General features: G+C 68.7%; 14 protein-coding genes. 5 read left to right on the forward strand and 9 right to left on the reverse strand.

Annotated features, from left to right (window positions below; translation table 11 throughout):
* Positions 1-39: 39 nt before the first annotated feature.
* The gene (locus tag V2J18_RS13545; protein WP_336132016.1) at positions 40-1,215 is read left to right on the forward strand and encodes a phospholipase A; all 1,176 of its coding nucleotides are present in this window, start codon (positions 40-42) and stop codon (positions 1,213-1,215) included.
* Between the two features lie 238 nt (positions 1,216-1,453).
* Here V2J18_RS13545 and V2J18_RS13550 read toward each other — a convergent pair whose 3' ends face one another.
* Positions 1,454-3,034: a fumarate hydratase gene (locus V2J18_RS13550; protein ID WP_336132017.1), complete on the reverse strand. Its 1,581-nt coding sequence runs from the start codon at positions 3,032-3,034 to the stop codon at positions 1,454-1,456.
* Between the two features lie 613 nt (positions 3,035-3,647).
* A complete protein-coding gene (locus V2J18_RS13555; RefSeq protein ID WP_064747549.1) occupies positions 3,648-3,851 on the reverse strand; it encodes a hypothetical protein in 204 nt (67 codons plus the stop codon).
* 467 nt (positions 3,852-4,318) lie between these two features.
* Here V2J18_RS13555 and V2J18_RS13560 point away from each other — a divergent pair, with 467 nt between their 5' ends.
* On the forward strand, positions 4,319-6,202 hold the full coding sequence (locus V2J18_RS13560) for an ABC transporter ATP-binding protein (protein ID WP_064747548.1): 1,884 nt from the start codon (positions 4,319-4,321) through the stop codon (positions 6,200-6,202).
* Positions 6,203-6,278: 76 nt separating this feature from the next.
* The gene (locus V2J18_RS13565) at positions 6,279-7,484 is read left to right on the forward strand and encodes a PQQ-dependent sugar dehydrogenase (RefSeq protein WP_336132018.1); all 1,206 of its coding nucleotides are present in this window, start codon (positions 6,279-6,281) and stop codon (positions 7,482-7,484) included.
* Positions 7,485-7,886: 402 nt separating this feature from the next.
* Here the strand turns inward: V2J18_RS13565 and V2J18_RS13570 are convergent, their stop codons facing one another.
* Complete coding sequence (locus V2J18_RS13570; protein ID WP_425606021.1) at positions 7,887-10,280, reverse strand: Tex family protein; 2,394 nt, start codon at positions 10,278-10,280, stop codon at positions 7,887-7,889.
* 270 nt (positions 10,281-10,550) lie between these two features.
* Between V2J18_RS13570 and V2J18_RS13575 the strand changes: the two genes are divergently transcribed.
* Together V2J18_RS13575 and V2J18_RS13580 are read left to right on the forward strand one after the other, a co-directional pair.
* A complete protein-coding gene (locus V2J18_RS13575; RefSeq protein WP_064747547.1) occupies positions 10,551-11,360 on the forward strand; it encodes a ferredoxin--NADP reductase in 810 nt (269 codons plus the stop codon).
* Complete coding sequence (locus V2J18_RS13580) at positions 11,357-11,971, forward strand: TlpA family protein disulfide reductase (RefSeq protein ID WP_336132019.1); 615 nt, start codon at positions 11,357-11,359, stop codon at positions 11,969-11,971. Before V2J18_RS13575 ends, V2J18_RS13580 begins: the two co-directional genes overlap by 4 nt.
* 97 nt (positions 11,972-12,068) lie before the next feature.
* On the opposite strand, the gene V2J18_RS13585 is transcribed toward V2J18_RS13580, so the two are convergent.
* From V2J18_RS13585 to V2J18_RS13610, 6 genes are all read right to left on the reverse strand, one after another.
* Positions 12,069-12,353: a hypothetical protein gene (locus tag V2J18_RS13585; RefSeq protein WP_336132020.1), complete on the reverse strand. Its 285-nt coding sequence runs from the start codon at positions 12,351-12,353 to the stop codon at positions 12,069-12,071.
* A gap of 40 nt (positions 12,354-12,393) precedes the next feature.
* Entirely contained in the window at positions 12,394-12,876 is a 483-nt protein-coding gene (locus V2J18_RS13590) for a glutathione peroxidase (RefSeq protein WP_336132021.1), read from the reverse strand.
* Between the two features lie 298 nt (positions 12,877-13,174).
* The gene (locus V2J18_RS13595; protein ID WP_336132022.1) at positions 13,175-15,472 is read right to left on the reverse strand and encodes a TonB-dependent receptor; all 2,298 of its coding nucleotides are present in this window, start codon (positions 15,470-15,472) and stop codon (positions 13,175-13,177) included.
* A 221-nt stretch (positions 15,473-15,693) separates the two neighbouring features.
* Positions 15,694-16,008, reverse strand: a complete 315-nt coding sequence (locus V2J18_RS13600) for a hypothetical protein (RefSeq protein ID WP_141233424.1) — start codon at positions 16,006-16,008, stop codon at positions 15,694-15,696.
* Positions 16,009-16,183: 175 nt separating this feature from the next.
* Positions 16,184-17,743, reverse strand: a complete 1,560-nt coding sequence (locus V2J18_RS13605; protein ID WP_336132023.1) for a tyrosinase family protein — start codon at positions 17,741-17,743, stop codon at positions 16,184-16,186.
* 265 nt (positions 17,744-18,008) lie between these two features.
* Positions 18,009-20,081 (reverse strand): amidohydrolase family protein, encoded by a 2,073-nt coding sequence (locus V2J18_RS13610; protein ID WP_336132024.1) that lies wholly within the window; start codon positions 20,079-20,081, stop codon positions 18,009-18,011.
* Positions 20,082-20,115 lie beyond the last annotated feature (34 nt).

Consider the following 20,115-nt stretch of genomic DNA (forward strand, 5'->3'; position numbering starts at 1 on the left):
GCAAGACTGCAGCGGTTTGCCGTACGCCGACCCGACGCCATGACCTCTGCCCTGTCCCGAACCCGATCGCTGCCCTGTCTGCTCCTGGCCATCGCCCCTATCGCGGCCGGCGCGCAGGAGGCCAAGCCGCAACCGGCGACGCCCGAAGCCTGTCTGGCGATCGCCAACGACGCCGATCGCCTGAGTTGCTACGACAGCGCGCTCGGCCGCAGCGCGGCCGGCGTGCGCCAGGCCGATATCGCCGCCAAGGAAGCCAAGGCGATCCAGCGCAACCTGGAACTCGGCGACCAGCTCGAAGGCGCGCCCAAGCCCGGCCTGGGCGAGCGGGCCAAGCGCGCGGTCGGCGCCAACGACCTGTTCAGTCACGAAGAAGCGCTCGACAGCGCGATCGCCAACGCCGGCAAGGGCGGCCTGCTCGACAGCCGCTGGGAACTGGCCAAGGACTCCAAGCTCGGCGTGTTCAACTTCCGCGCCTACAAGCCGGTGTATCTGCTGCCGGCGTTCTGGAGCAGCAAGCCCAACGTGCTGCCGCATTCGCCCAACCCGCGCAACACGGTGACCCAGCCGCAATCGCTCAAGGACGTCGAGGCCAAGTTCCAGATCAGCTTCAAGACCAAGGCGGTGGAAAACCTGTTCGGCGACAACGGCGACATCTGGATGGGCTACACCCAGTCCTCGCGCTGGCAGGTCTACAACGGCGAGGATTCGCGCCCGTTCCGCGAAACCAATTACGAACCCGAAGTGATGCTGGTGTTCCGCAACAACTACCGCATCGGCGGTTGGAACGGGCGCATGGCCGGGATCGGCATCAACCACCAGTCCAACGGCCGCGCCGATCCGTTCTCGCGCAGCTGGAACCGGGTGATCGGCCAGATCGGCTGGGACCGCGACAACTGGGCGGTCGTGGCGCGACCGTGGTGGCGTTTGTCGGACGGCAACGACGACGACAATCCGGATATCGAGGACTACATCGGCCGCGGCGACCTGACCATCGTCCATACCCGCGGCGGCCACGAGTTCTCGCTGATGGCGCGGCATTCGCTGCGCGGCGGCGACCGTTCGCACGGGGCGCTGCAGTTCGACTGGGGCTTCCCGATCCACAACCAGCTGCGCGGCCATCTGCAGATCTTCGACGGCTACGGGGAGAGCATGATCGATTACAACCATCGCGCCACTTACGTCGGCCTGGGCATCTCCTTGCTGGAGTGGTACTGAGCCGCGCCGCTTTTCCGTAGGAGCGGCGTAAGCCGCGACAACCGGAGCGATGTACGCAAGCGCCGCCACCGACGCCGGGACCGCCGGTTTCGACGCGCGACACGGCTTCGTAAAAGGCGCGGTATTGCACCGCTTCGGTTGTCGCGTCTCGCGCCGTTCCTACAGAGACGAGTGGCATCGCCAATGCGAAAACGCCCGGCGGGAGGCCGGGCGTTTTCGCAAGCGGATGCCGTGCCGATCAGGCCGATTCGACCACCACCGGAATCTTGCCGAGCATTCCGCCCGAAATCCGCGCCTGCCATTCCTTCGGCCCGGTCTTGTGCACCGACTCGCCGGCGCTGTCGACCGCGACCGTCACCGGCATGTCCTGCACGGTGAATTCGTAGATCGCTTCCATGCCCAGGTCGGCGAAACCGACCACGCGCGAGGCCTTGATCGCCTTCGACACCAGATAGGCCGCGCCGCCGACCGCCATCAGATAGACCGACTTGTGCTTCTGGATCGCCTCGATCGCGGCCGGGCCGCGCTCGGCCTTGCCGACCATGCCGAGCAGGCCGGTCTGCGCCAGCACCTGTTCGGTGAACTTGTCCATGCGCGTGGCGGTGGTCGGGCCGGCCGGGCCGACGACCTCGTCGCGGACCGGATCGACCGGGCCGACGTAGTAGATGAAGCGGCCCTTGAAGTCGACCGGCAGCGGCTCGCCCTTGTTGAGCATGTCGACCATGCGCTTGTGCGCGGCGTCGCGGCCGGTCAGCAGCTTGCCGTTGAGCAGCAGCACTTCGCCCGGCTTCCAGCTGGCCACGTCTTCGGCGGTGACCGTGTCGAGATCGACGCGACGGCCCTTGGACGAGTCGTAGGTCAGTTCCGGCCAGTCCTCCAGCGACGGCGGGTCGAGCATGACCGGACCGCTGCCGTCGAGGGTGAAGTGGGCATGGCGGGTCGCGGCGCAGTTCGGGATCATCGCCACCGGCAGGTTAGCGGCGTGGGTCGGATAGTCCTTGACCTTGATGTCGAGCACCGTGGTCAGGCCGCCCAGGCCCTGTGCGCCGATGCCGAGCGCATTGACCTTCTCGTACAGCTCCAGGCGCAGTTCTTCGGCGCGATTGCTCGGCCCGCGCGCCTGCAGGTCGGTGATGTCGATCGGCTCCATCAGCGATTCCTTGGCCAGCAGCATCGCCTTCTCGGCGGTGCCGCCGATGCCGATGCCGAGCATGCCCGGCGGGCACCAGCCCGCGCCCATGGTGGGCACGGTCTTGAGCACCCAGTCGACGATGGAATCGGACGGGTTGAGCATGGCGAACTTGGACTTGGCCTCCGAGCCGCCGCCCTTGGCGGCGACGATCACGTCCACGGTGTTGCCGGGCACGACCTTGACGTTGACCACCGCCGGCGTGTTGTCGCGGGTGTTGCTGCGCTTGCCGGCCGGATCGGCCAGCACGCTGGCGCGCAGCTTGTTGTCGGGATGGTTGTAGGCGCGGCGCACGCCTTCGTTGACCATGTCCTCCACGCCCATCGTCGCCCCGTCCCAACGCACGTCCATGCCGATTTCCAGGAACACGGTGACGATGCCGGTGTCCTGGCAGATCGGCCGGTGGCCTTCGGCGCACATGCGCGAGTTGATCAGGATCTGCGCGATCGCGTCCTTGGCCGCGGGCGATTCCTCGCGCTCGTAGGCGGCGGCGAGGTTCTTGATGTAGTCGACCGGGTGGTAGTAGCTGATGTACTGCAGGGCGTCGGCGACGGACTGGATCAGGTCGTCCTGGCGGACGACGACCGGGCCCGAAACGGCGGGAGCGGAGGAGGACGAAGAAGCGGTCACGGCGGGCGTAAGGCTGGCGGTGGGGCGATTATTCTACCTGCCCCGGCCGGCCCGGGCCCGCGGCCCCGTGCAGCGGCCCGGTTCGGCCAATGGCCCCGCTTCTCGACGGTTCGCTTTTCGACGGCCCGCTTCTCGACGGCCCGCTTCTAGACAGCCAGTTCCTCGGTAACCAGTTCCGCGTCTGCCCGACGCCGGGGCAGCCCGTGCCGGCAGGTCGCCCGTGTCCCCGTCCCCTGCTCCGCCCGCTGCGCCGTTCAATCCCGTGGCGGCACTGGGCGCGCTGGTTCGCCTGCTGTGCGGGCTGTTTGCGCTGTCGGCGGCGCCGCAGTTCGCACCGGTCCACGCGTCCCTCGGCGCCGGCCTGCCCTGGCCGACCCGGCTGCTAGATGGCCCCTGGGCCCTGTGCCTGCTGCCGCTGCTGACCGCTGCGGTCTGGGTCCTGAGCCCCGCGGCGGCGCGACCTGGCGGCCTGCCTGTTCGGCATCGGCGCCTGGCTCGCCGGACTGGCGGCGGCGCTGGTCGCGCCGTACCTGCCGATCTACCAGCTCGCCGCGACGCTGTAAGCCGCCGGCGCGACGGCCCGCCCCCTCACGGAGGCGGGCCGCGGTGCGGCTTACTGCGGGCAAGCGTCGAGCACGCAGGAGCGCCAGAACACATCGCACATCGACGGGCTGCCGCCGCCGTCCAGGCAGGGCTGACGGACTTCCTGGTCGCAGTACACGCCGCCGGCGCAGACGATGATGTCGCGCGAGGACGCGGTGGCGCCGAAGGCGAAACCGAACGCGGCCACGGCCACGGCGAACAGCTTGATCTTCATTCGAACTCTCCTTTTCGGATGGTGGATCTTTCGTTGAGGTAGCGAGGCTTGCACAGCCTGTCCGGCCGGGCCGGAGACGACGCACGCCGCGCGCGGGCTGCGCACGCGCGACGAAAGGACGAAGCGGCTTAAAGCAGAAGACCCGTCAGGCCCGTCGCGCCATCGATGGGCGACGACCGCAATCGGCGTTCCACGTCGAAAAGGACCGGACTGGGCAGCAGCGGGCGGATCGGCATGCGGACACTCCCTGTCGTCGTGGCGCGGGCGGAACTCGCCGGAGTCCGCGCCGGTGCACTTGCGCCAGCCTGGGCGCGACCGGCCCACGTTAGCCGCTGTGTCCGGACAAGGGTAGCCGCAGTGCAGCACGCCCCGGCGGCGGGACGTGCGCGCGCTCACTGTTCGCCGCATCGACCCGCCCTTCCCCGCGCGTGCACGCGAGCGTCCGCCGTTCGCGGCACAATCGCGGCATGAATTCAGCCGCCAGCGAATCCCGCGTTCCGCCCCGTTCCGGCGACGGCAAGCCCAGCCTGCGCGAACGTTTCGACGCCCTGCGCAACTTGCCGCCGTTCCTGCGCCAGATCTGGAGCACCAGTCCGGGCCTGACCCTGATGACGCTGAGCCTGCGGCTGATACGGGCCTTGCTGCCGATCGCCACGCTGTACGTCGGCAAGCTGATCATCGACGAAGCCGTGCGCCTGGTCGCGGCGGGGCCGGACGTGGATTCGCTGGCCGCCGCCTGGCACGGCGGCCAGCTCGACACCTTGCTCGCGTTGCTGGCGCTGGAGTTCGGGCTCGCGGTCGCCTCCGACCTGCTCGGCCGCCTGGTCAGCTATGGCGACGCGCTGCTGTCGGAACTGTTCACCAACGCCACCAGCGTGCGCCTGATGGAGCACGCGGCGACCTTGGATCTGGAGGATTTCGAAGACCCCGAACTGCAGGACAAGCTCGATCGCGCCCGCCGCCAGACCATGGGCCGGATGAACCTGATGAGCCAGTTGTTCGGCCAGGTGCAGGACAGCATCACCGTGGTCGCGTTCGCGATCGGTCTGCTGGTGTATGCGCCTTGGCTGATCGCCCTGCTCGCCATCGCCCTGGTGCCGGCCTTCGTCGGCGAAGCCCATTTCAACGCGCTGAGCTATTCGCTCAATTACGCCTGGACCCCGGAGCGCCGCCAGCTCGAGTACGTGCGCCAGATGGGCGCCAGCGTCGAGACGGCGAAGGAAGTGAAGATCTTCAACCTGCACCGGTTCCTGATCGCGCGCTATCGCGCGCTGGCGGAGAAGTTCTACCGCGCCAGCCGCGCCCTGGCCCGTCGGCGCGCATTCTGGGGCACGCTGCTGGCCGCCTTGGGTACGCTGGGCTACTACGTCGCCTACGGCTACATCGCCTGGCGCACGGTGCGCGGCGATTTCAGCATCGGCGACCTGACCTTCCTCGCCGGCAGCTTCCTGCGCCTGCGCCAGTTGCTGGAAGGACTGCTGGTCGGCTTCTCGCAAGTCGCCGGCCAGGCCCTGTATCTGGACGATCTGTTCTCGTTCTTCGAAATCAAGCCCGAAATCGTGTCGCCGGCGTTGCCGCGGCCGGTGCCGCGGCCGATCCGGCACGGCTTCGCGTTCGAGAACGTCGGCTTCCGTTATCCCGATGCCGAACGCTGGGCCCTGCGCGGGCTGAACTTCGAACTGCGCGCCGGCGAAGTGCTGGCGCTGGTCGGCGAGAACGGCGCCGGCAAGACCACCCTGGTCAAGCTGCTGGCGCGACTGTACGACCCCGACGAAGGCCGCATCCTGCTCGACGGCCGCGACCTGCGCGAGTACGACCTGGATGAGTTGCGCGCCAACGTCGGCGTGGTGTTCCAGGATTTCGTCCGTTATCACCTCACCGCCGGCGAGAACATCGGCGTCGGCCAGATCGACGCCATGCACGACCGGGCGCGGATCCGCGATGCGGCGCGGCGCGCGCTCGCCGACGAAGTGATCGAATCGCTGCCGCGCGGCTACGACCAAGTGATCGGGCGCCGCTTCAAGACCGGGGTCGACCTGTCGGGCGGACAATGGCAGAAGATCGCCATCGCCCGTGCCTACATGCGCGACGCCCAAGTCATGATCCTGGACGAACCGACCGCGGCACTGGACGCACGCGCCGAGTTCGAGGTATTCCAGCGTTTCAAGGAACTGTCGGCGCAACGCACCGCGGTGTTGATCTCGCACCGGTTCTCCAGCGTGCGCATGGCCGACCGTATCCTGGTGCTGGCCGAGGGCCGCCTGGAGGCCAGCGGCACGCATGCCGAGCTGCTCGCCCAGGGCGGGCGCTACGCCGAATTGTTCGAATTGCAGGCGGCCGGTTATCGCTGAGCCGTCGCGACGCCGCCGCAGCCGATCCGATCGAAAGATCCGAATCCACGATCCGCTTGAAAACCGGGAGCCATGCATGACCGCCGTCCGACCCGAGCCGATGTTCCGCCGCGCCGTCCTCGGCCTGGCCCTGATCGCCGCCCTCGCCGCCTGCCAGCGCGGCCAGGACGCCGCCGCGGCAACCGCGCAACCGGCGCCGAAGCAGCAGATCGCGCACGACGTCGCAAGCGAGCGCGGCACCGTGCGGGTGGTCGAAGTCGCCACCGGTCTGGAGCACCCCTGGGCCGTCGCGCTGCTGCCCGACGGCGGCTTCCTGGTCACCGAGCGGCCCGGCCGCCTGCGCCGGGTCGGCGCCGACGGCGCGATTTCCGCGCCGATCGCCGGCGTACCGCAAGTCTGGGCGCAGGGACAGGGCGGTCTGCTGGATGTGATCCTGGCGCCGGATTTCGCCAGCAGCCGACGCATTTATCTCAGCTACGCCGAGCCGGGCCCGGACGGCAGCGCCGGCACGGCGGTGGCCTCGGCCACGCTCGGCGATGCCGCATTGAGCGAGGTCAAAACGATCTATCGCCAGCAGCCCAAGCTCGAAGGGCCGAACCACTTCGGTTCGCGCCTGGCCTTCGATCGGCAAGGGCATTTGTTCGTCAGCCAGGGCGAGCGCCAGCAACGCATGGCCTCGCAGGAACTGGACAAGCTGCAGGGCAAGCTGGTGCGGATCAACGCCGACGGCAGCGTGCCCGCCGACAACCCCTTCGTCGGCCGCGACGGCGCGCGTGCGGAGATCTGGAGCTACGGCCATCGCAATATGCAGTCGCTGGCGGTCGACCCACGCACCGGTACCGTATGGGAAGCCGAGCACGGTCCGCGCGGCGGCGACGAAATCAATCTGCCGCAGGCCGGCAAGAACTACGGCTGGCCTATCGTCACCCACGGCATCGACTATAGCGGGCTGAAGATTTCCGAAGCCGAAGGCAAGGAAAAGCCGGGCATGGAATCGCCCTACCACGTCTGGGAGAAATCGCCGGCCTTGTCGGGCATGGCGTTCTACGTGAATCAACCCCAGTCGCCTTGGAACGACAGCCTGTTCCTGGGCGCGCTGGCCGACGGCAGTCTGATCCGGCTGAGCCTGGACGGCGACAAGATCGTCGCCGAGGAGCGCTTGCTGAAAGAGCTGGACTGGCGCATCCGCGACGTGCGCGTGTCGTCCGACGGCAAGGTGTTCGTGCTGACCGACGAAACCGACGGCAAGCTGCTGCGGTTGGACCTGCCGGCGGCGAAGTGAGCGGCGGGCCCAGGCTTTTGTAGGAGCGGCGCGAGCCGCGACAACCGCAGCGACGTACACAAGCGCAACGGCGAAGCCCGGGCAGTCGGGAAGCGACGCCGTGTTGTACGGCGACGGCAGCCGCGCGGCGCCGGCGGCAGGCGTGGTACTTCACCGCTACCGCGGTCGCGGCCGGCGACCGCAGGAAATCCCGTGGGACGCCGCCCCTACGGGCGCTGGTTGCCGGCTTCGATCGTTTTCTAAGGCCCTGGGAGTTATGCGCGTCCCTTGGTCGCGGCTCGCGCCGCTCCTACCCCCAGGCGCAAACTCGTCTCGCCGCGGCAATGGATAGCCCCTCTCGCGCTTGCGGGAGAGGGGTTGGGATGAGGGCCACGTGCCCGGGGCGAGGGCCGCGCCGCCACGTCAGCTCTTCTGCTTGGCCCGCGCGAAAGCGTCGGCCAGGGCGCCGCCCAGCGGCGCGGCGGCGGCCTTGCCCGGCGGCGAGAACGATCCGCCGCGCGCATGATTGTCGCGCCGGCCGCCGCGGTCGTGGCCGCGGCCGGCGTTGCGCTCGGGACGCTCGCTGCGCTCGCCCGGCGCACGCGGCGCCGCCGGCAGCGGGTCGTCCAGACGACGGGTCAGGGCGATGCGCTTGCGCGCGATGTCGACTTCCAACACCCGCACCTTGACCACGTCGCCGGCCTTGACCACGTCGCGCGGGTCCTTGACGTACTTGTCCGACAAGGCCGAGATGTGGATCAGGCCGTCCTGGTGCACGCCGATGTCGACGAAGGCGCCGAACGCGGCGACGTTGCTGATCACGCCTTCCAGGATCATGCCGACCTGCAGGTCCTTGAGCTCCTCCACGCCGTCGGCGAACTTGGCCGCCTTGAACTCCGGGCGCGGGTCGCGACCGGGTTTCTCCATTTCCTTGAGGATGTCGCGCACGGTCGGCACGCCGAACTTCTCGTCGGTGTACGACTCCGGCTTGAGGCTGCGCACGAACTGCGGATCGCCGAGCAACTGCTTCACCTCGCGGCCGCATTGCTTGACGATGCGCTCGACCACCGGATAGGCCTCCGGGTGCACCGCCGACGCATCCAACGGCTCCTCGCCGCCGACGATGCGCAGAAATCCGGCGCATTGTTCGAAAGTCTTCTCGCCCAGGCGCGGCACCTTGAGCAGGGCCTTGCGCGACGCGAACGGGCCGTTCTCGTCGCGGTGGCGGACGATGTTCTCGGCCACCGTCGAGGACAGCCCGGACACGCGCGCCAGCAGCGCCGCCGAAGCGGTGTTGACGTAGACGCCGACCGCGTTCACGCAGTCCTCGACCTTGGCGTCGAGCGCGCGCGCCAGGCGGTACTGGTCGACGTCGTGCTGATACTGGCCGACGCCGATCGCCTTGGGCTCGATCTTGACCAGTTCGGCCAGCGGGTCCTGCAGGCGCCGTGCGATCGACACCGCGCCGCGCAGGCTGACGTCGAGGTTGGGGAACTCCTTGGCGGCGAACTCGGAGGCCGAGTACACCGAAGCGCCGGCTTCGCTGACCACGACCTTGGTCAGCTTGAGTTCGGGCGCAAGCTTGATCAGGTCGCCGGCGAGCTTATCGGTCTCGCGCGAAGCGGTGCCGTTGCCGATCGCGATCAGCTCGACCTGGTGCTTGGCGCACAACGCACGCAGCGCGTGCAACGACTGATCCCACTGCCGGCGCGGTTCGTGCGGGTAGATGGTGTCGGTGGCGACCAGCTTGCCGGTGGCATCGACCACCGCGACCTTGACCCCGGTGCGCAGGCCCGGGTCCAGGCCCAAGGTCGCGCGCGGACCGGCCGGCGCGGCCAGCAACAGGTCCTTGAGGTTGTCGCCGAACACATCGATGGCCTCGGCCTCGGCCTTCTCGCGCGCCTGGCCGAACAGGTCCAGCATCAGGTGCAGGTGCAGCTTGGCGCGCCAGGTCAGGCGGCAGCAGTCGAGCAGCCAGCGATCGGCCGGACGGCCCTGGTCGCGGATGCCGGCGTTGAGCGCGACCCGCGCTTCGCCCTGCTGATGCCCGGCCTCGGCGTCGCTGCCCGGGTCGAGGTCGAGGAACAGCACCTCTTCGCGGCGCGCGCGGAACAGCGCCAGCAGGCGGTGCGAAGGAATCTTGGCCAGCGGTTCGGCGTGGTCGAAGTAGTCGCGGTACTTGGCGCCTTCGTTCTCCTTGCCCTCCGCGACGCGGGCGCGGATCATCCCGACTTCGGTCAGCCAGGTACGCAGTTCGCCGACCAGCTTGGCGTCTTCGCCCCAGCGCTCCATCAGGATCGCGCGCGCACCGTCCAGCGCCGCCTTGACGTCGGCGACCTGCTTGTCCGCGTCGACGAATCCGGCAGCGAACTCCTCCGGCTTGAGCATGGGATCGGCGAGCAGTGCGTCGGCCAGCGGTTCCAGGCCGGCCTCGCGGGCGATCTGGGCCTTGGTCCGGCGCTTGGGCTTGTACGGCAGATACAGGTCTTCCAGCCGCGCCTTGCTGTCGGCGGCCTCGATGTCGGCGCGCAGCTCGTCGCTGAGCTTGCCCTGCTCGGCGATGCTCTCCAGCACCGCGGCGCGACGGTCTTCCAACTCACGCAGATAGCGCAGCCGGCTTTCCAGATCGCGCAGTTGGGTGTCGTCGAGCCCACCGGTCACTTCCTTGCGGTAGCGGGCGATGAAGGGCACGGTGGCGCCTTCGTCGAGCAGGCCGATCGCGGCCTGAGCCTGGGCGGGCTGGGCGTTGATTTCGGCGGCGATGAGCAGGGCGATCTTCTTGGCGACCTGTGCGGACTGCGCGTTCTTGTCTTGCATCGTTTCCAATCGGCTGGCCCCGCCGGGCGGGGGACGGGACGATTGTGGCAATGCCGGCGTGAAGACGAAACCCATTGACAGGGCTGGATTTTTGCGGCCGGAAAGGGACGCGGGCAGGCACCGGCGAATGACGGACCGGACCGGCGATGGCGCAAAGCGGTCCGGGACTTTGCCGCGTCCTGTCGCCCGGCCGCTATCCCCTGCCCCAGATAAGAACCGCTCTCATCCATCGGCTACAATGGCCGCCCCGCGCCACCCGACCTCACCGGCATGTCCTCCGCTTTTGGCACCGAGACGGTGCTGGACGTCCGTCACTGGACCGACGACTACTTCAGCTTCACCACCACCCGCGACGACGGCTTCCGTTTCGAGAACGGCCAGTTCGTCATGATCGGTCTGCAAGTCGAGCAGGCGGACGGCTCGTTCAAGCCGCTGCTGCGCGCGTACTCGATCGCCAGCGCGAACTGGGAAGAACAGCTCGAGTTCTTCAGCATCAAGGTGCCCAACGGCCCGCTGACCTCGCGCCTGAAGTCGATCCGGCCCGGCGACAGCGTGCTGATCGGACGCAAGCCGACCGGCACCTTGCTGATCCACGACCTGCACCCCGGCCGCAACCTGTACTTGCTCGGCACCGGCACCGGTTTCGCGCCGTGGCTGTCGGTGATCAAGGACCCGGAAACCTACGACCGCTTCGAGAACGTGGTGCTGTGCCACGGCGTGCGCAGCGAACAGGACTTGGCGTACCGCGACTACATCGTCAACGAGCTGCCGCGCCACGAGTTCCTCGGCGAGCAGATCGCCGCCAAGTTGAAGTACTACCCGGCAGTCAGCCGCGAGGCTTTCGTGTTCGACGGCCGCGACCAGCGCGGCCGCCTGACCGACATGATGGACAGCGGCCGGATGATGCAGCAGCTCGGCCTGCCGGCGCTGGACGCCGAGCACGATCGGGCGATGATCTGCGGCAGCCCGCAGATGCTGGCCGACTTCCGCGAAATCCTCGACCGCCGCGGCTTCGTCGCCGCACCGCGGATCGGCACGCCGGGCCAGTACGTGTTCGAACGCGCCTTCGTCGAGAAGTGATTCCCGCATCGGTCACGCGGCCCGACGCGGCCGGCGCGCGACGCCGGCGGCGTGGCGCGCTCGCCGCCCTGTTGCTCGGCCTGTACGGCGCCGCCTGTGCCGCCGAACTCGCCGGCGCGCCGCTGACCCCGCCGCCGGTTTCCGCTGCACCGCCCCCCCGTACCGCCTTGCGGATCGGTCAGGCCCCACCGGAATGGCTGGGCCTGGACCGCAACGGCCGCTCGCTGCAGGTCGGTCAGTATCGCGGCCGGGCCCTGCTGGTGGTGTTCTGGGCCGGCTGGTGCGGGCAATGCCGCAGCGAACTGCCGCTGTTGGCGGCGCTGCACCGCGGCTTCGGCCGCGAACGTTTGGCCGTGGTCGCGATCAACCACGCCGAATCGCGCCAGGACTTCGATGCCTTCGTCCGGCTCAACCCCGGCCTGGACTTCGAATTCGTCCACGACCCGGGCACGGTGGCGCGCCATTACGGCGTGCGCGCGGTGCCGCAGGTGTTCCTGATCGACGCGCAAGGGCGGTTGACTCATCAACAGCGAGGTTACTCGCCGGAGAAGATCGACGCGCTGGCCCGGGAACTGCGCGGCTTGCTGCCGTCTACCGGCCGGCGCGACTGAGCGCGCGATCCGGACCGACCTCGCGGCCGCGGTTCGCGTCCGATCGTCGAAGAGACGGTTACCGAACCGACGGTTCGCGGCCGCAAGAGCGCCCGGCTTACAGTCCGTTCCGGCGATCCCAACGCACACAGGCGATGTCGAGCGTGGCGAGCGCGCACGCCCCCATCGCGCCGAAGGCCGCCGACGCCCACCATGCGGGCGCGAACAACAGCGGCGCAGCCCAGGCGGCGGCGAACAACGGCGCCACCCCGCCCCAGCCGGCGAGTTTGTACGGCCACGGCAAGGCGCGGTAGCGGCGCGCCTTGTCCGGCGCACGGGCGAACTCGCGCCGCTGCAGCGCGGCGGCGGCCGCCGCGGTCAGCGCATAGGCGATCGGCGCCAACCACCGCGCACCCGGCGGCATGTCCGCAAGCGGCCCCGCGTCAGGCCAGGGCCTTCTCGATATCCGACGCGATCGACTCGGGCTTGTCGGTCGGCGCGTAGCGCTTGATCACCTTGCCGTCGCGGCCGACCAGGAACTTGGTGAAGTTCCACTTGATCGCATCGATGCCGAGGAAGCCGCCCTTCTCGTCCTTCAGCCATTTCCACAAGGGGTGTGCGGCGTCGCCGTTGACGTCGATCTTGGCGTACATCGGGAAGGTCACGTCGTAGGTCAGCGAGCAGAAGTTCTTGATCTCGGCCTCGTCGCCGGGCTCCTGGTGGCCGAACTGGTCGCAGGGGAAGCCGAGCACTTCGAAGCCGCGGGCATGGTACTCGCGCTGCAGTTTTTCCAGGCCGGTGTACTGCGGGGTGAAGCCGCATTTGGAGGCGACGTTGACGATCAGCAGGACCTTGTCGCGGTAACGGTCCAGCGACTGGGTCTGGCCGTCGATGTCGTTGGCGGAGAAGTCGTAGGCGGTGGTCATGGCGGGCTCGCGGCCGTGGGGATGGCCCACCATAGCGCGTCGGGATGACGTTGTCCGGGCAGAGCGCGCGAAAGCAAAAAAACCAATCCCCCTCCCCCTTTTTCACAGGCGAAAAGGCAAGTGCGATTCGAGATCGAGATCAAATCCCGCTTTCACTTAGCCAATCCCCAATCCCCAATCCCGAATCCCGAATCCCGAATCCCGAATCCCGAATCCCGAATCCCGAATCCCAGCCCAAAAAAAACGGCCCGCCGAAGCGGGCCGTTCTTTTTTTGGGGGGCTCAGCCCGCGCCTCGGCTCAGAACGAAGCCTTGAACTCCACGCCGACGATGCGCGGGTCGTTGACGAAACCGACCAGGTTGTTGAAGTCGATGCCGCCGACGGCGCGCACTTCGTCGAGGATGTTGCGGCCGTACAGGGCCAGGTCGTAACGGCCGCCGTCCCACATGTAGCCCACGCGCAGGCCGCCTTCGGTCAACGACTTGCCGCGGAACTCCTTGGACTCGTACAGGAAGAAGTTCACTTCGCTGCGATAGGCCCAGTCGGTGTAGACGTAGAACTCGTTGCCGTTGGCCAGCGGCAGGGTGTAGCGCGCGGTCAGGTTGTAGACCCACTTCGGCGCCTGCGGCAGCGGATTGCCGTCGATCGCCGCCAGGGTCTGGCCGTTGCGCACCACCAGCGGATCGGTCACGGTGCAGCCGCCGCCGCAGGGGGCGACGAACAGGTTGCCGTCCTGGATTTCGGTGTCGTTGTAGCTGGCGCCGAAGGTGACCATGAGGTTGTCGGTCAGGTAGGCGTCGAGGTCGACTTCGAAGCCCTGGCCGACGGTCTTGTCGGCATTGACCAGGATGGTCTGGTTGAGCGCGCCGCCGACGGCATTGAGCTGCTGGTTGTCGACGGTGTAGCGGAACAGCGCCACGCCCAGGCGGGCGCGCTTGTCCCACAGGTCGGCCTTGAGGCCGGCTTCGTAGGAGATCACCTTCTCCGCGTCGGCCACCGACGGGCTCGGCGGCACCTGGAACAGCAGGCGGCCCTGGATGCTCGGCGCGCGGAAGCCCTTGGCGACGCGCGCGTACAGGTTGATGTCGTCGGTGGCCTGGAACACGCCGCTGACGTCCCAGCTGACGTCGTCGACGTCAGTGTTGACCTTGAACGGGCCCGACACCGGCGCGCCGAACGGCGCGCTCTGCAGCACGCTGGCGCTGAAATCCTTCTCGTCCTGGGTGTAGCGCAGGCCGCCGCGCAGCTTGAAGCGATCGGTCACCGCGTACTCGACCGAGCCGAACGCGGCCCAGGCCTTGTTGCGCTGCTTCTGCTGCGCATGGCCGGCCTGCGCGCCGCCGCCGAGGGTGTCGTAGTTCAGGCTGTCGACGGTGATGTCTTCGTCGAAGTAGAACAGGCCCGCCTGCCAGTTGAACGGGCCGGCGTAGTTCGACTCCAGGCGGAATTCCTGGGTCCACTGGCGGTGGTCCGGCAGGCCGTCGGCCGATTCGGCGGTGAACGGAATGCCGCGCGGGGTGCTGCCGCCGGGCAGGAACTCGGCGCCGATGCCGCCGTCGATGTCGCCGCGGCTGAGCGAGTCGGCCGACTCGTAGCCGGTGATCGAGTACAGGGTCAGGTCGTTGGACAGGTCCCAGCTCAGGCGCGCGCTGGCGCCGAAGGTGTCCAGCTTCTGGAAGTTGCGGCCGTCGATGCCGACCTGGTCGACGTCGAAGCCGTCGACCAGGTCGTTGCTGCCCGGCTTGAACAGCATCGCCCGGAACAGGCGCGCGGTGCCCTTGAGGTGGCGCGCGTGGACGTTGAACAGCGCATCGAAGGTGTCGCTGCCGTCGTACTGCAGCTGCAGGCGCAGCGCCGACTCGTCGTAGCCTTCCAGCTCGCGGTTGCTGCGCGCGTTCGGGTTGGTGTTGTCGACCCAGTCGCCGCGGCGCTGGTACATGCCCGAGGCGCGGCCGGACCAGTTGGCGCCGAGCGGGCCGCTGATCGCGCCTTCGAAGTTGGTGGTGCCGTAGGTGCCGTAGGAGATCTGGCCGTAGCCTTCCAGCTCGCGGGTCGGCTTGGCCGATTCGAACTTCACCACGCCGGCCGGGGTATTGCGGCCGAACAGGGTGCCCTGCGGGCCGCGCAGCAGTTCGACGTTCTCCAGGTCGAACACCGGGAAGCCCTTCAGCAGCGGGTTCTCCAGGACGATGTCGTCGTACACCAGCGACACCGGCTGGGAGGCGTTGAGATCGAAGTCGGTGTTGCCCAGGCCGCGGATGTAGAAGCGCGGGAAGGCGCGGCCGAACGAGGATTCGATGTTGAGGCTGGGCAAGCGGCCCGACAGGAAGCGGATGTCGCCGCCGCCGGAGCCGAGCACGTGCAGCTTCTCGCGGTCGACCGTGGTCAGCGCGACCGGCACGTCCTTGGCGCGTTCGACCTTGCGCTGCGCGGTCACCATCAGCGCATCGAGGGTCTTGGCTTCGCCTTCGGCCGGCGCGGCGGGCGCGGTGTCCTGGGCGAAGGCGGCGGCGGAAGCCAGGCTCAGGCCGATGGCGGCGGCGAGGACGCCGGCGCGCGGGGCATGACGACGAAGCGCACGAAGGTGCTGGGGCATGGTCGGATTTCTCGTGGACGCGGCGCCGCGGCGGCGCCAGTTCGGGGGGAAGACCGCCGCGGCTCCTCAACGGGAATGCGCGCGCGGCGTTCGGCGATCGGACCGTCCCTTGACGGCCGTGACGCGGACCTGCCCGCGCCCCTGGGCGACTCATTGACCGGGGAATGTTACCAAATCATTAAAAGAGCTGGTGCTCCAAAGCCCATTACCATCGGGTCGGTTCAGGGACGCCATTCCAGATGGGCCGGCAGCGCAGCCGGGTCCAGGCCCCGCTGCGCCGGCGGCCGCGCCGGCTCGGTCGCGGTCTTGGGCGGCACCCGGCAGAACCGGAACCGCAGCGAGGCCCCACCGACGCTCGCCGCCGGCACCCTCAATCGATAACGCAGGCGGCGTTCGGCCTCGGCGCGTCCGTACGGAACCAGCCGCCCGAGCACGGTGCCGTCGGCGTCGCGCACTTCCAGGGTTTCCCCGGGCTGCAGGGGTCGGTACTCGACCACCAGCAGCAGTCGCGCGGCGCCCGCCGGCCGGGGCGGCACGGCCAACTCGCGCAGAGGCGGCGGCGTGGCGGCAGCGGCGAACACAGCGACGAGGACGGCGCAAGCGAGCCCGCCCGCCGCCGCCGCCCACGCCCGCCATCCCCGCAACCGCCGCATCGCCATCGTTGCGCCCGCCTCGCCGTCCGCGTCCGTCGCCGAGCGACTGCGCCGCCGCTCAGAACTGACCGATGCTGAGCTTTTCCAGCCGCGCCTTCAATGGCGCCGCGGCACCGGCGTCCTCGCGCGGCTCGGCCACCACCTGGACCCGCAACGGCTCCTGCGCGTCCAGCGCGTCGGCCTCGGCCAGGCCGCGCAGATTGGCGCTGATCGGCACGGTGAAGGCGACCGCCTCGCCGTGGCCGCGATGACGGCCGAAAAACTCCAGCGTGCCGGCATAGTACGGGCTGCCCGGGCCGTAGTCGGTACGCCCTTCCGGCGCGTTCAGCAGCACTTTGTAGCGCATCGCCTTGGTGTCGTCCGGGCGCAGGTAGACGCGCACGTACACCGGCGCGGCGCGGCCGTCGCGCAACGCGGCCGCGCGCAACGCCGGCGGCAGTTTCACCGATGCGGTCGCGTCCTGGTCCGGAGTCAGCATGCTGGGCTCGATCTTGGCGGCCACTTCGGTATTGCTGCTGCGCACTCGCGCGGCCTTGACCACCTCTTCGCCGGAACCGGCCTCGTAGCCGTAGTCGAAATCGCCGATGGTCGCGTAGTCGCCGGCGGTGTTGCGCGCGACCGGCTGGCCCTTCTCGTCGATGTAGAACAGGAACGGTTCTTTCGACCAGGCCGTCAGGTCCGCCCCGGTGGGCAGGGTCGGCCCGCCCTGTGCCTGCTGCTTGCGCGTCCACACGTCCCAGATCCGGTCGATGTTGGCGTGGTGGGCGAAGAACACCGGGTCCACCGGCGACAGGAAGTCGCCCATGAAACCGCCGGTGTCGTTGTGCACCTGGTTGTGCGGGAACTGCTCCAGGGTGGCGAAGCCGACCATCTGGCTGTGCTGCAAGGCCTGGTCGCTGCCGAAATCGACGAAGTCGATCGGCGCCAGGGACTCCTCGAGCTTGCTCATCGACACCGCATCCTGGGTCTGCTGGTCGAAGTCCGGGTGGGCCTTGGTCAGCGCGCGCGCGTTGGCCGGGTCGAAGAACATCGGATTGCCCTTGACCTGCGCCCACACGTCGGCCATCGAGGTGTAATGGCGATACTTCTGTTCGGCGATCTGGCCGGCGCTCATGCCGCTCCAGAAATCGTTCATCGGCCCCTCGAACAGATCGTAGAAGCGCTCGTAGCTGGCGATGTAGTCCGGATGCGCCGGATTCAACAGGCCGTCGTAGAACGAGGCCGGCACCCGCGGCTCGGCGGTCCAGTCCCAGTACGGCAGGGCGAATTCGGCGTCGCCGCTAAGATCGCGGCAGATGCGCTCGAACCAGCCGATGTAGCCGCGGTGCCAGACCACGAACCACCAGTTGCCGTGCGGGCAATCCAGGGTGTGGATGAAAGCGTTGCGGTACCAATTGCGCGGATCGGTCGGCGGCAGCGCGAGCATGGCCTTGATCGCCTTCTCGTAGCTGGCCAGCACGCGCAGCGGAAAACCCGGCTTGGCCAGGTTGCGGCGCAGGTACTTCGGCTTGGGTTGGGTGCGCGCCCAGCGCGGCAGCGCCAGGGCGCCGGCGCCGAGCGCCGAGCCGATCAGGAACTGCCTGCGCGAAACGCCGTCTGCGATACCGTTTCCGTGCATGGTTGCCTCCTCGCATCGTGGATGCCGCGCACTGCGTCAGCGGCGACGAAATCGCCGCAGCGCTCCTGCGCCGCGGTTCTGCCGTACATACGCACGCGGATCGCGGCAGCGGCCACATCGCGGCGGCTTGCAACGCAGGCACGGAAAAACTGCGAAGCGCGACGCGCAATGGGCGTGCACGGCGCCGGAAAAAACGATGCCCCGGTCGCTGACGACCGGGGCATGTTCGGCGACGCGCGCGAACGCGGGGCGTTCGCGGGCGGCGTCAGTGGGAGATCTTGGCCGGCTCGGCGAAGGCGCGCACGCCCAGGGCCTTGTAGATCTCGCTGGGGTAGTAGCCGGTGTCGCCCTGCACGACCAGGGCGATCTTCCGGATATCGCCGATGTTGCGGGTCGGGTCGCCGTCGACCAGCAGCAGGTCGGCGCGCTTGCCCGGGGCGATCGAGCCGCGGTCGTCGAGTACCCGCGCGACCTTGGCCGCATTCCAAGTCGCCACCTGCAGCGCCTGGGCCGGGGTCAGCCCGGCGCGCACGTACAGGGCCAGTTCGTGCTGCAGGGTGAAGCCGGGCACCTCGTCGGTGCCGGCCAGCAGCGGCACGCCGGCCTGGTAGGCGCGGCCGACGAACTCGACCAGCTTGTCGTAGGACTGGCGGTAGCGCGCCGCGGTGGCGTCGTCGGGAATGTCCAGCTCGGCGGCGCGGCGCGCGCGCTGCACGTCCGGCGGCAGGTGCTCGGCGACTTCGGCGAAGCCCGGCCACAACTCGCCGTTGCGCTGGTGCAGGAACTCGAACGTGGCCAGGGTCGGGTCGATCGCGATCTGCTTCTTCGCCAGCATGGCGATGAAGTCCTGCACCGGCTTGGAATCCAGGTCCAGCGCCGCGGTCTTGTCGGCGACCAGGTAGAAGCGCTGCAGGGTACGGGTGTCGGTCTTGTCGTCGATGAAGAAGTTCAGCATCAGCTGGTTGATGTGCTGGATCTCGTCGAAGCCCTGGTCGGCGACGTCCTGGGCGCGCATGAACGCCGGCACGTGGCCGCTGACGCGCAGCCCCTTGCCGTGCGCATAGGCCACGGTGTCGCGCAGCGCATCCTTCGGGAACGAGTTGTAGATCTTGATCTGCGGATAGCCGTGCGCGGCGTACCAGTCCACCGCCTTCTTGGCTTCGTCCAGGTTCTTGATCACGAAGCCGTTGCGCGCGGAGTAGTTGCTCTCGCCCTCGATGAAGCCGGCCGGAACCACGTTCGGCGACATCAGCGCCCCGTCGCGGATCTCGCCGATGATCTGCTGCAGGGACGCGTTGTCGTTGCCCATGTCGCGCACGGTGGTCACGCCGGCGGCGATGTTGAGCCCGCCGTCCCAGCGCGACACGTGGCCGTGCATGTCGAACAGGCCCGGCAGCAGGCTGCGGCCGGCGCCGTCGATGACCCGGTCGTACTTGCCCTGGTCGGCGGCCTTGCCGATCGAGACGATCTTGCCGTCGGCGATCACCACGTCGGTGGCCTCGCCCAGGCGCGCGTGTTCGCTGTCGAACACGCGCACGTTGCGGATCACGCTGGAACCGCGCAGCGGCATGCCCAGTTGCTTGCGCAGGTCGACCAGCAACTTGCCCTCGGCGGCCTTCTGCCGCGCCTCCAGCGCCGCGGCGTTGCCCTGCCAGCCGTCCTCGATCAACTGCAGGAAGCCGGGGTAGATCGAGGCGAACAGGCGCGGCTGCGCGCCGCTGGTGGCCCAGACGAAGTCCGGCGAGAAGCCGGCGCCGTTGACCGCGTACAGCTCCACTTTCTGGCTGCGCCCGTCGCGGCTGACCTCGGCCTCGTCGAGCTTGCGCAGGCTCAGGCTGCCGTTGGGCAGCAGCGGCAGGCTGCCGTCCTTGCGCTTGGCCAGCGCCTGCAACGCCACCGAATAGCCGGCCGGGGTGCCGCCCAGCGGCGAATACAGCCCGGTGCCCTGGACCTGCATCTCGCCCGAGTCGGACGTCGATTTCCATACCGCCTTGTCGCCGTCTCGGCGGAAGCTCTCGTCGACCTTGGCGCCGAAGGTTTCCAGGCCGGTCACCTTGTAGCTGCGGTAGGTGCCGTCCTCGGCCAGGGTGTAGGTTTCCTTGAGCTCGGGGCCGCGGCCGTTGTCCTTGAACACGAAATCGACCGTGGTGGTGCCGTCGTCGGCGCGGGTCACTACCTGCTGGCCGGCCTGCTTGCCGCCGTCGACCAGGGCCAGGTAGCGCACGGTCTCGGCGGCCAGCGCGTTGCCGCCGAAACCGCCGATCAGGCACAGCGCGAGGGCTAACCGGGTACGACCGCGACGCGGCGCAACGGCGGACGGGGAAAGCGTTCGGATCATCGGTGCAGCTCCATGAAGTGGGATTCGGCCGTTG

Origin of the sequence: Lysobacter firmicutimachus, from assembly GCF_037027445.1 — a bacterium.
Classification (GTDB): Bacteria; Pseudomonadota; Gammaproteobacteria; order Xanthomonadales; family Xanthomonadaceae; genus Lysobacter; species Lysobacter firmicutimachus.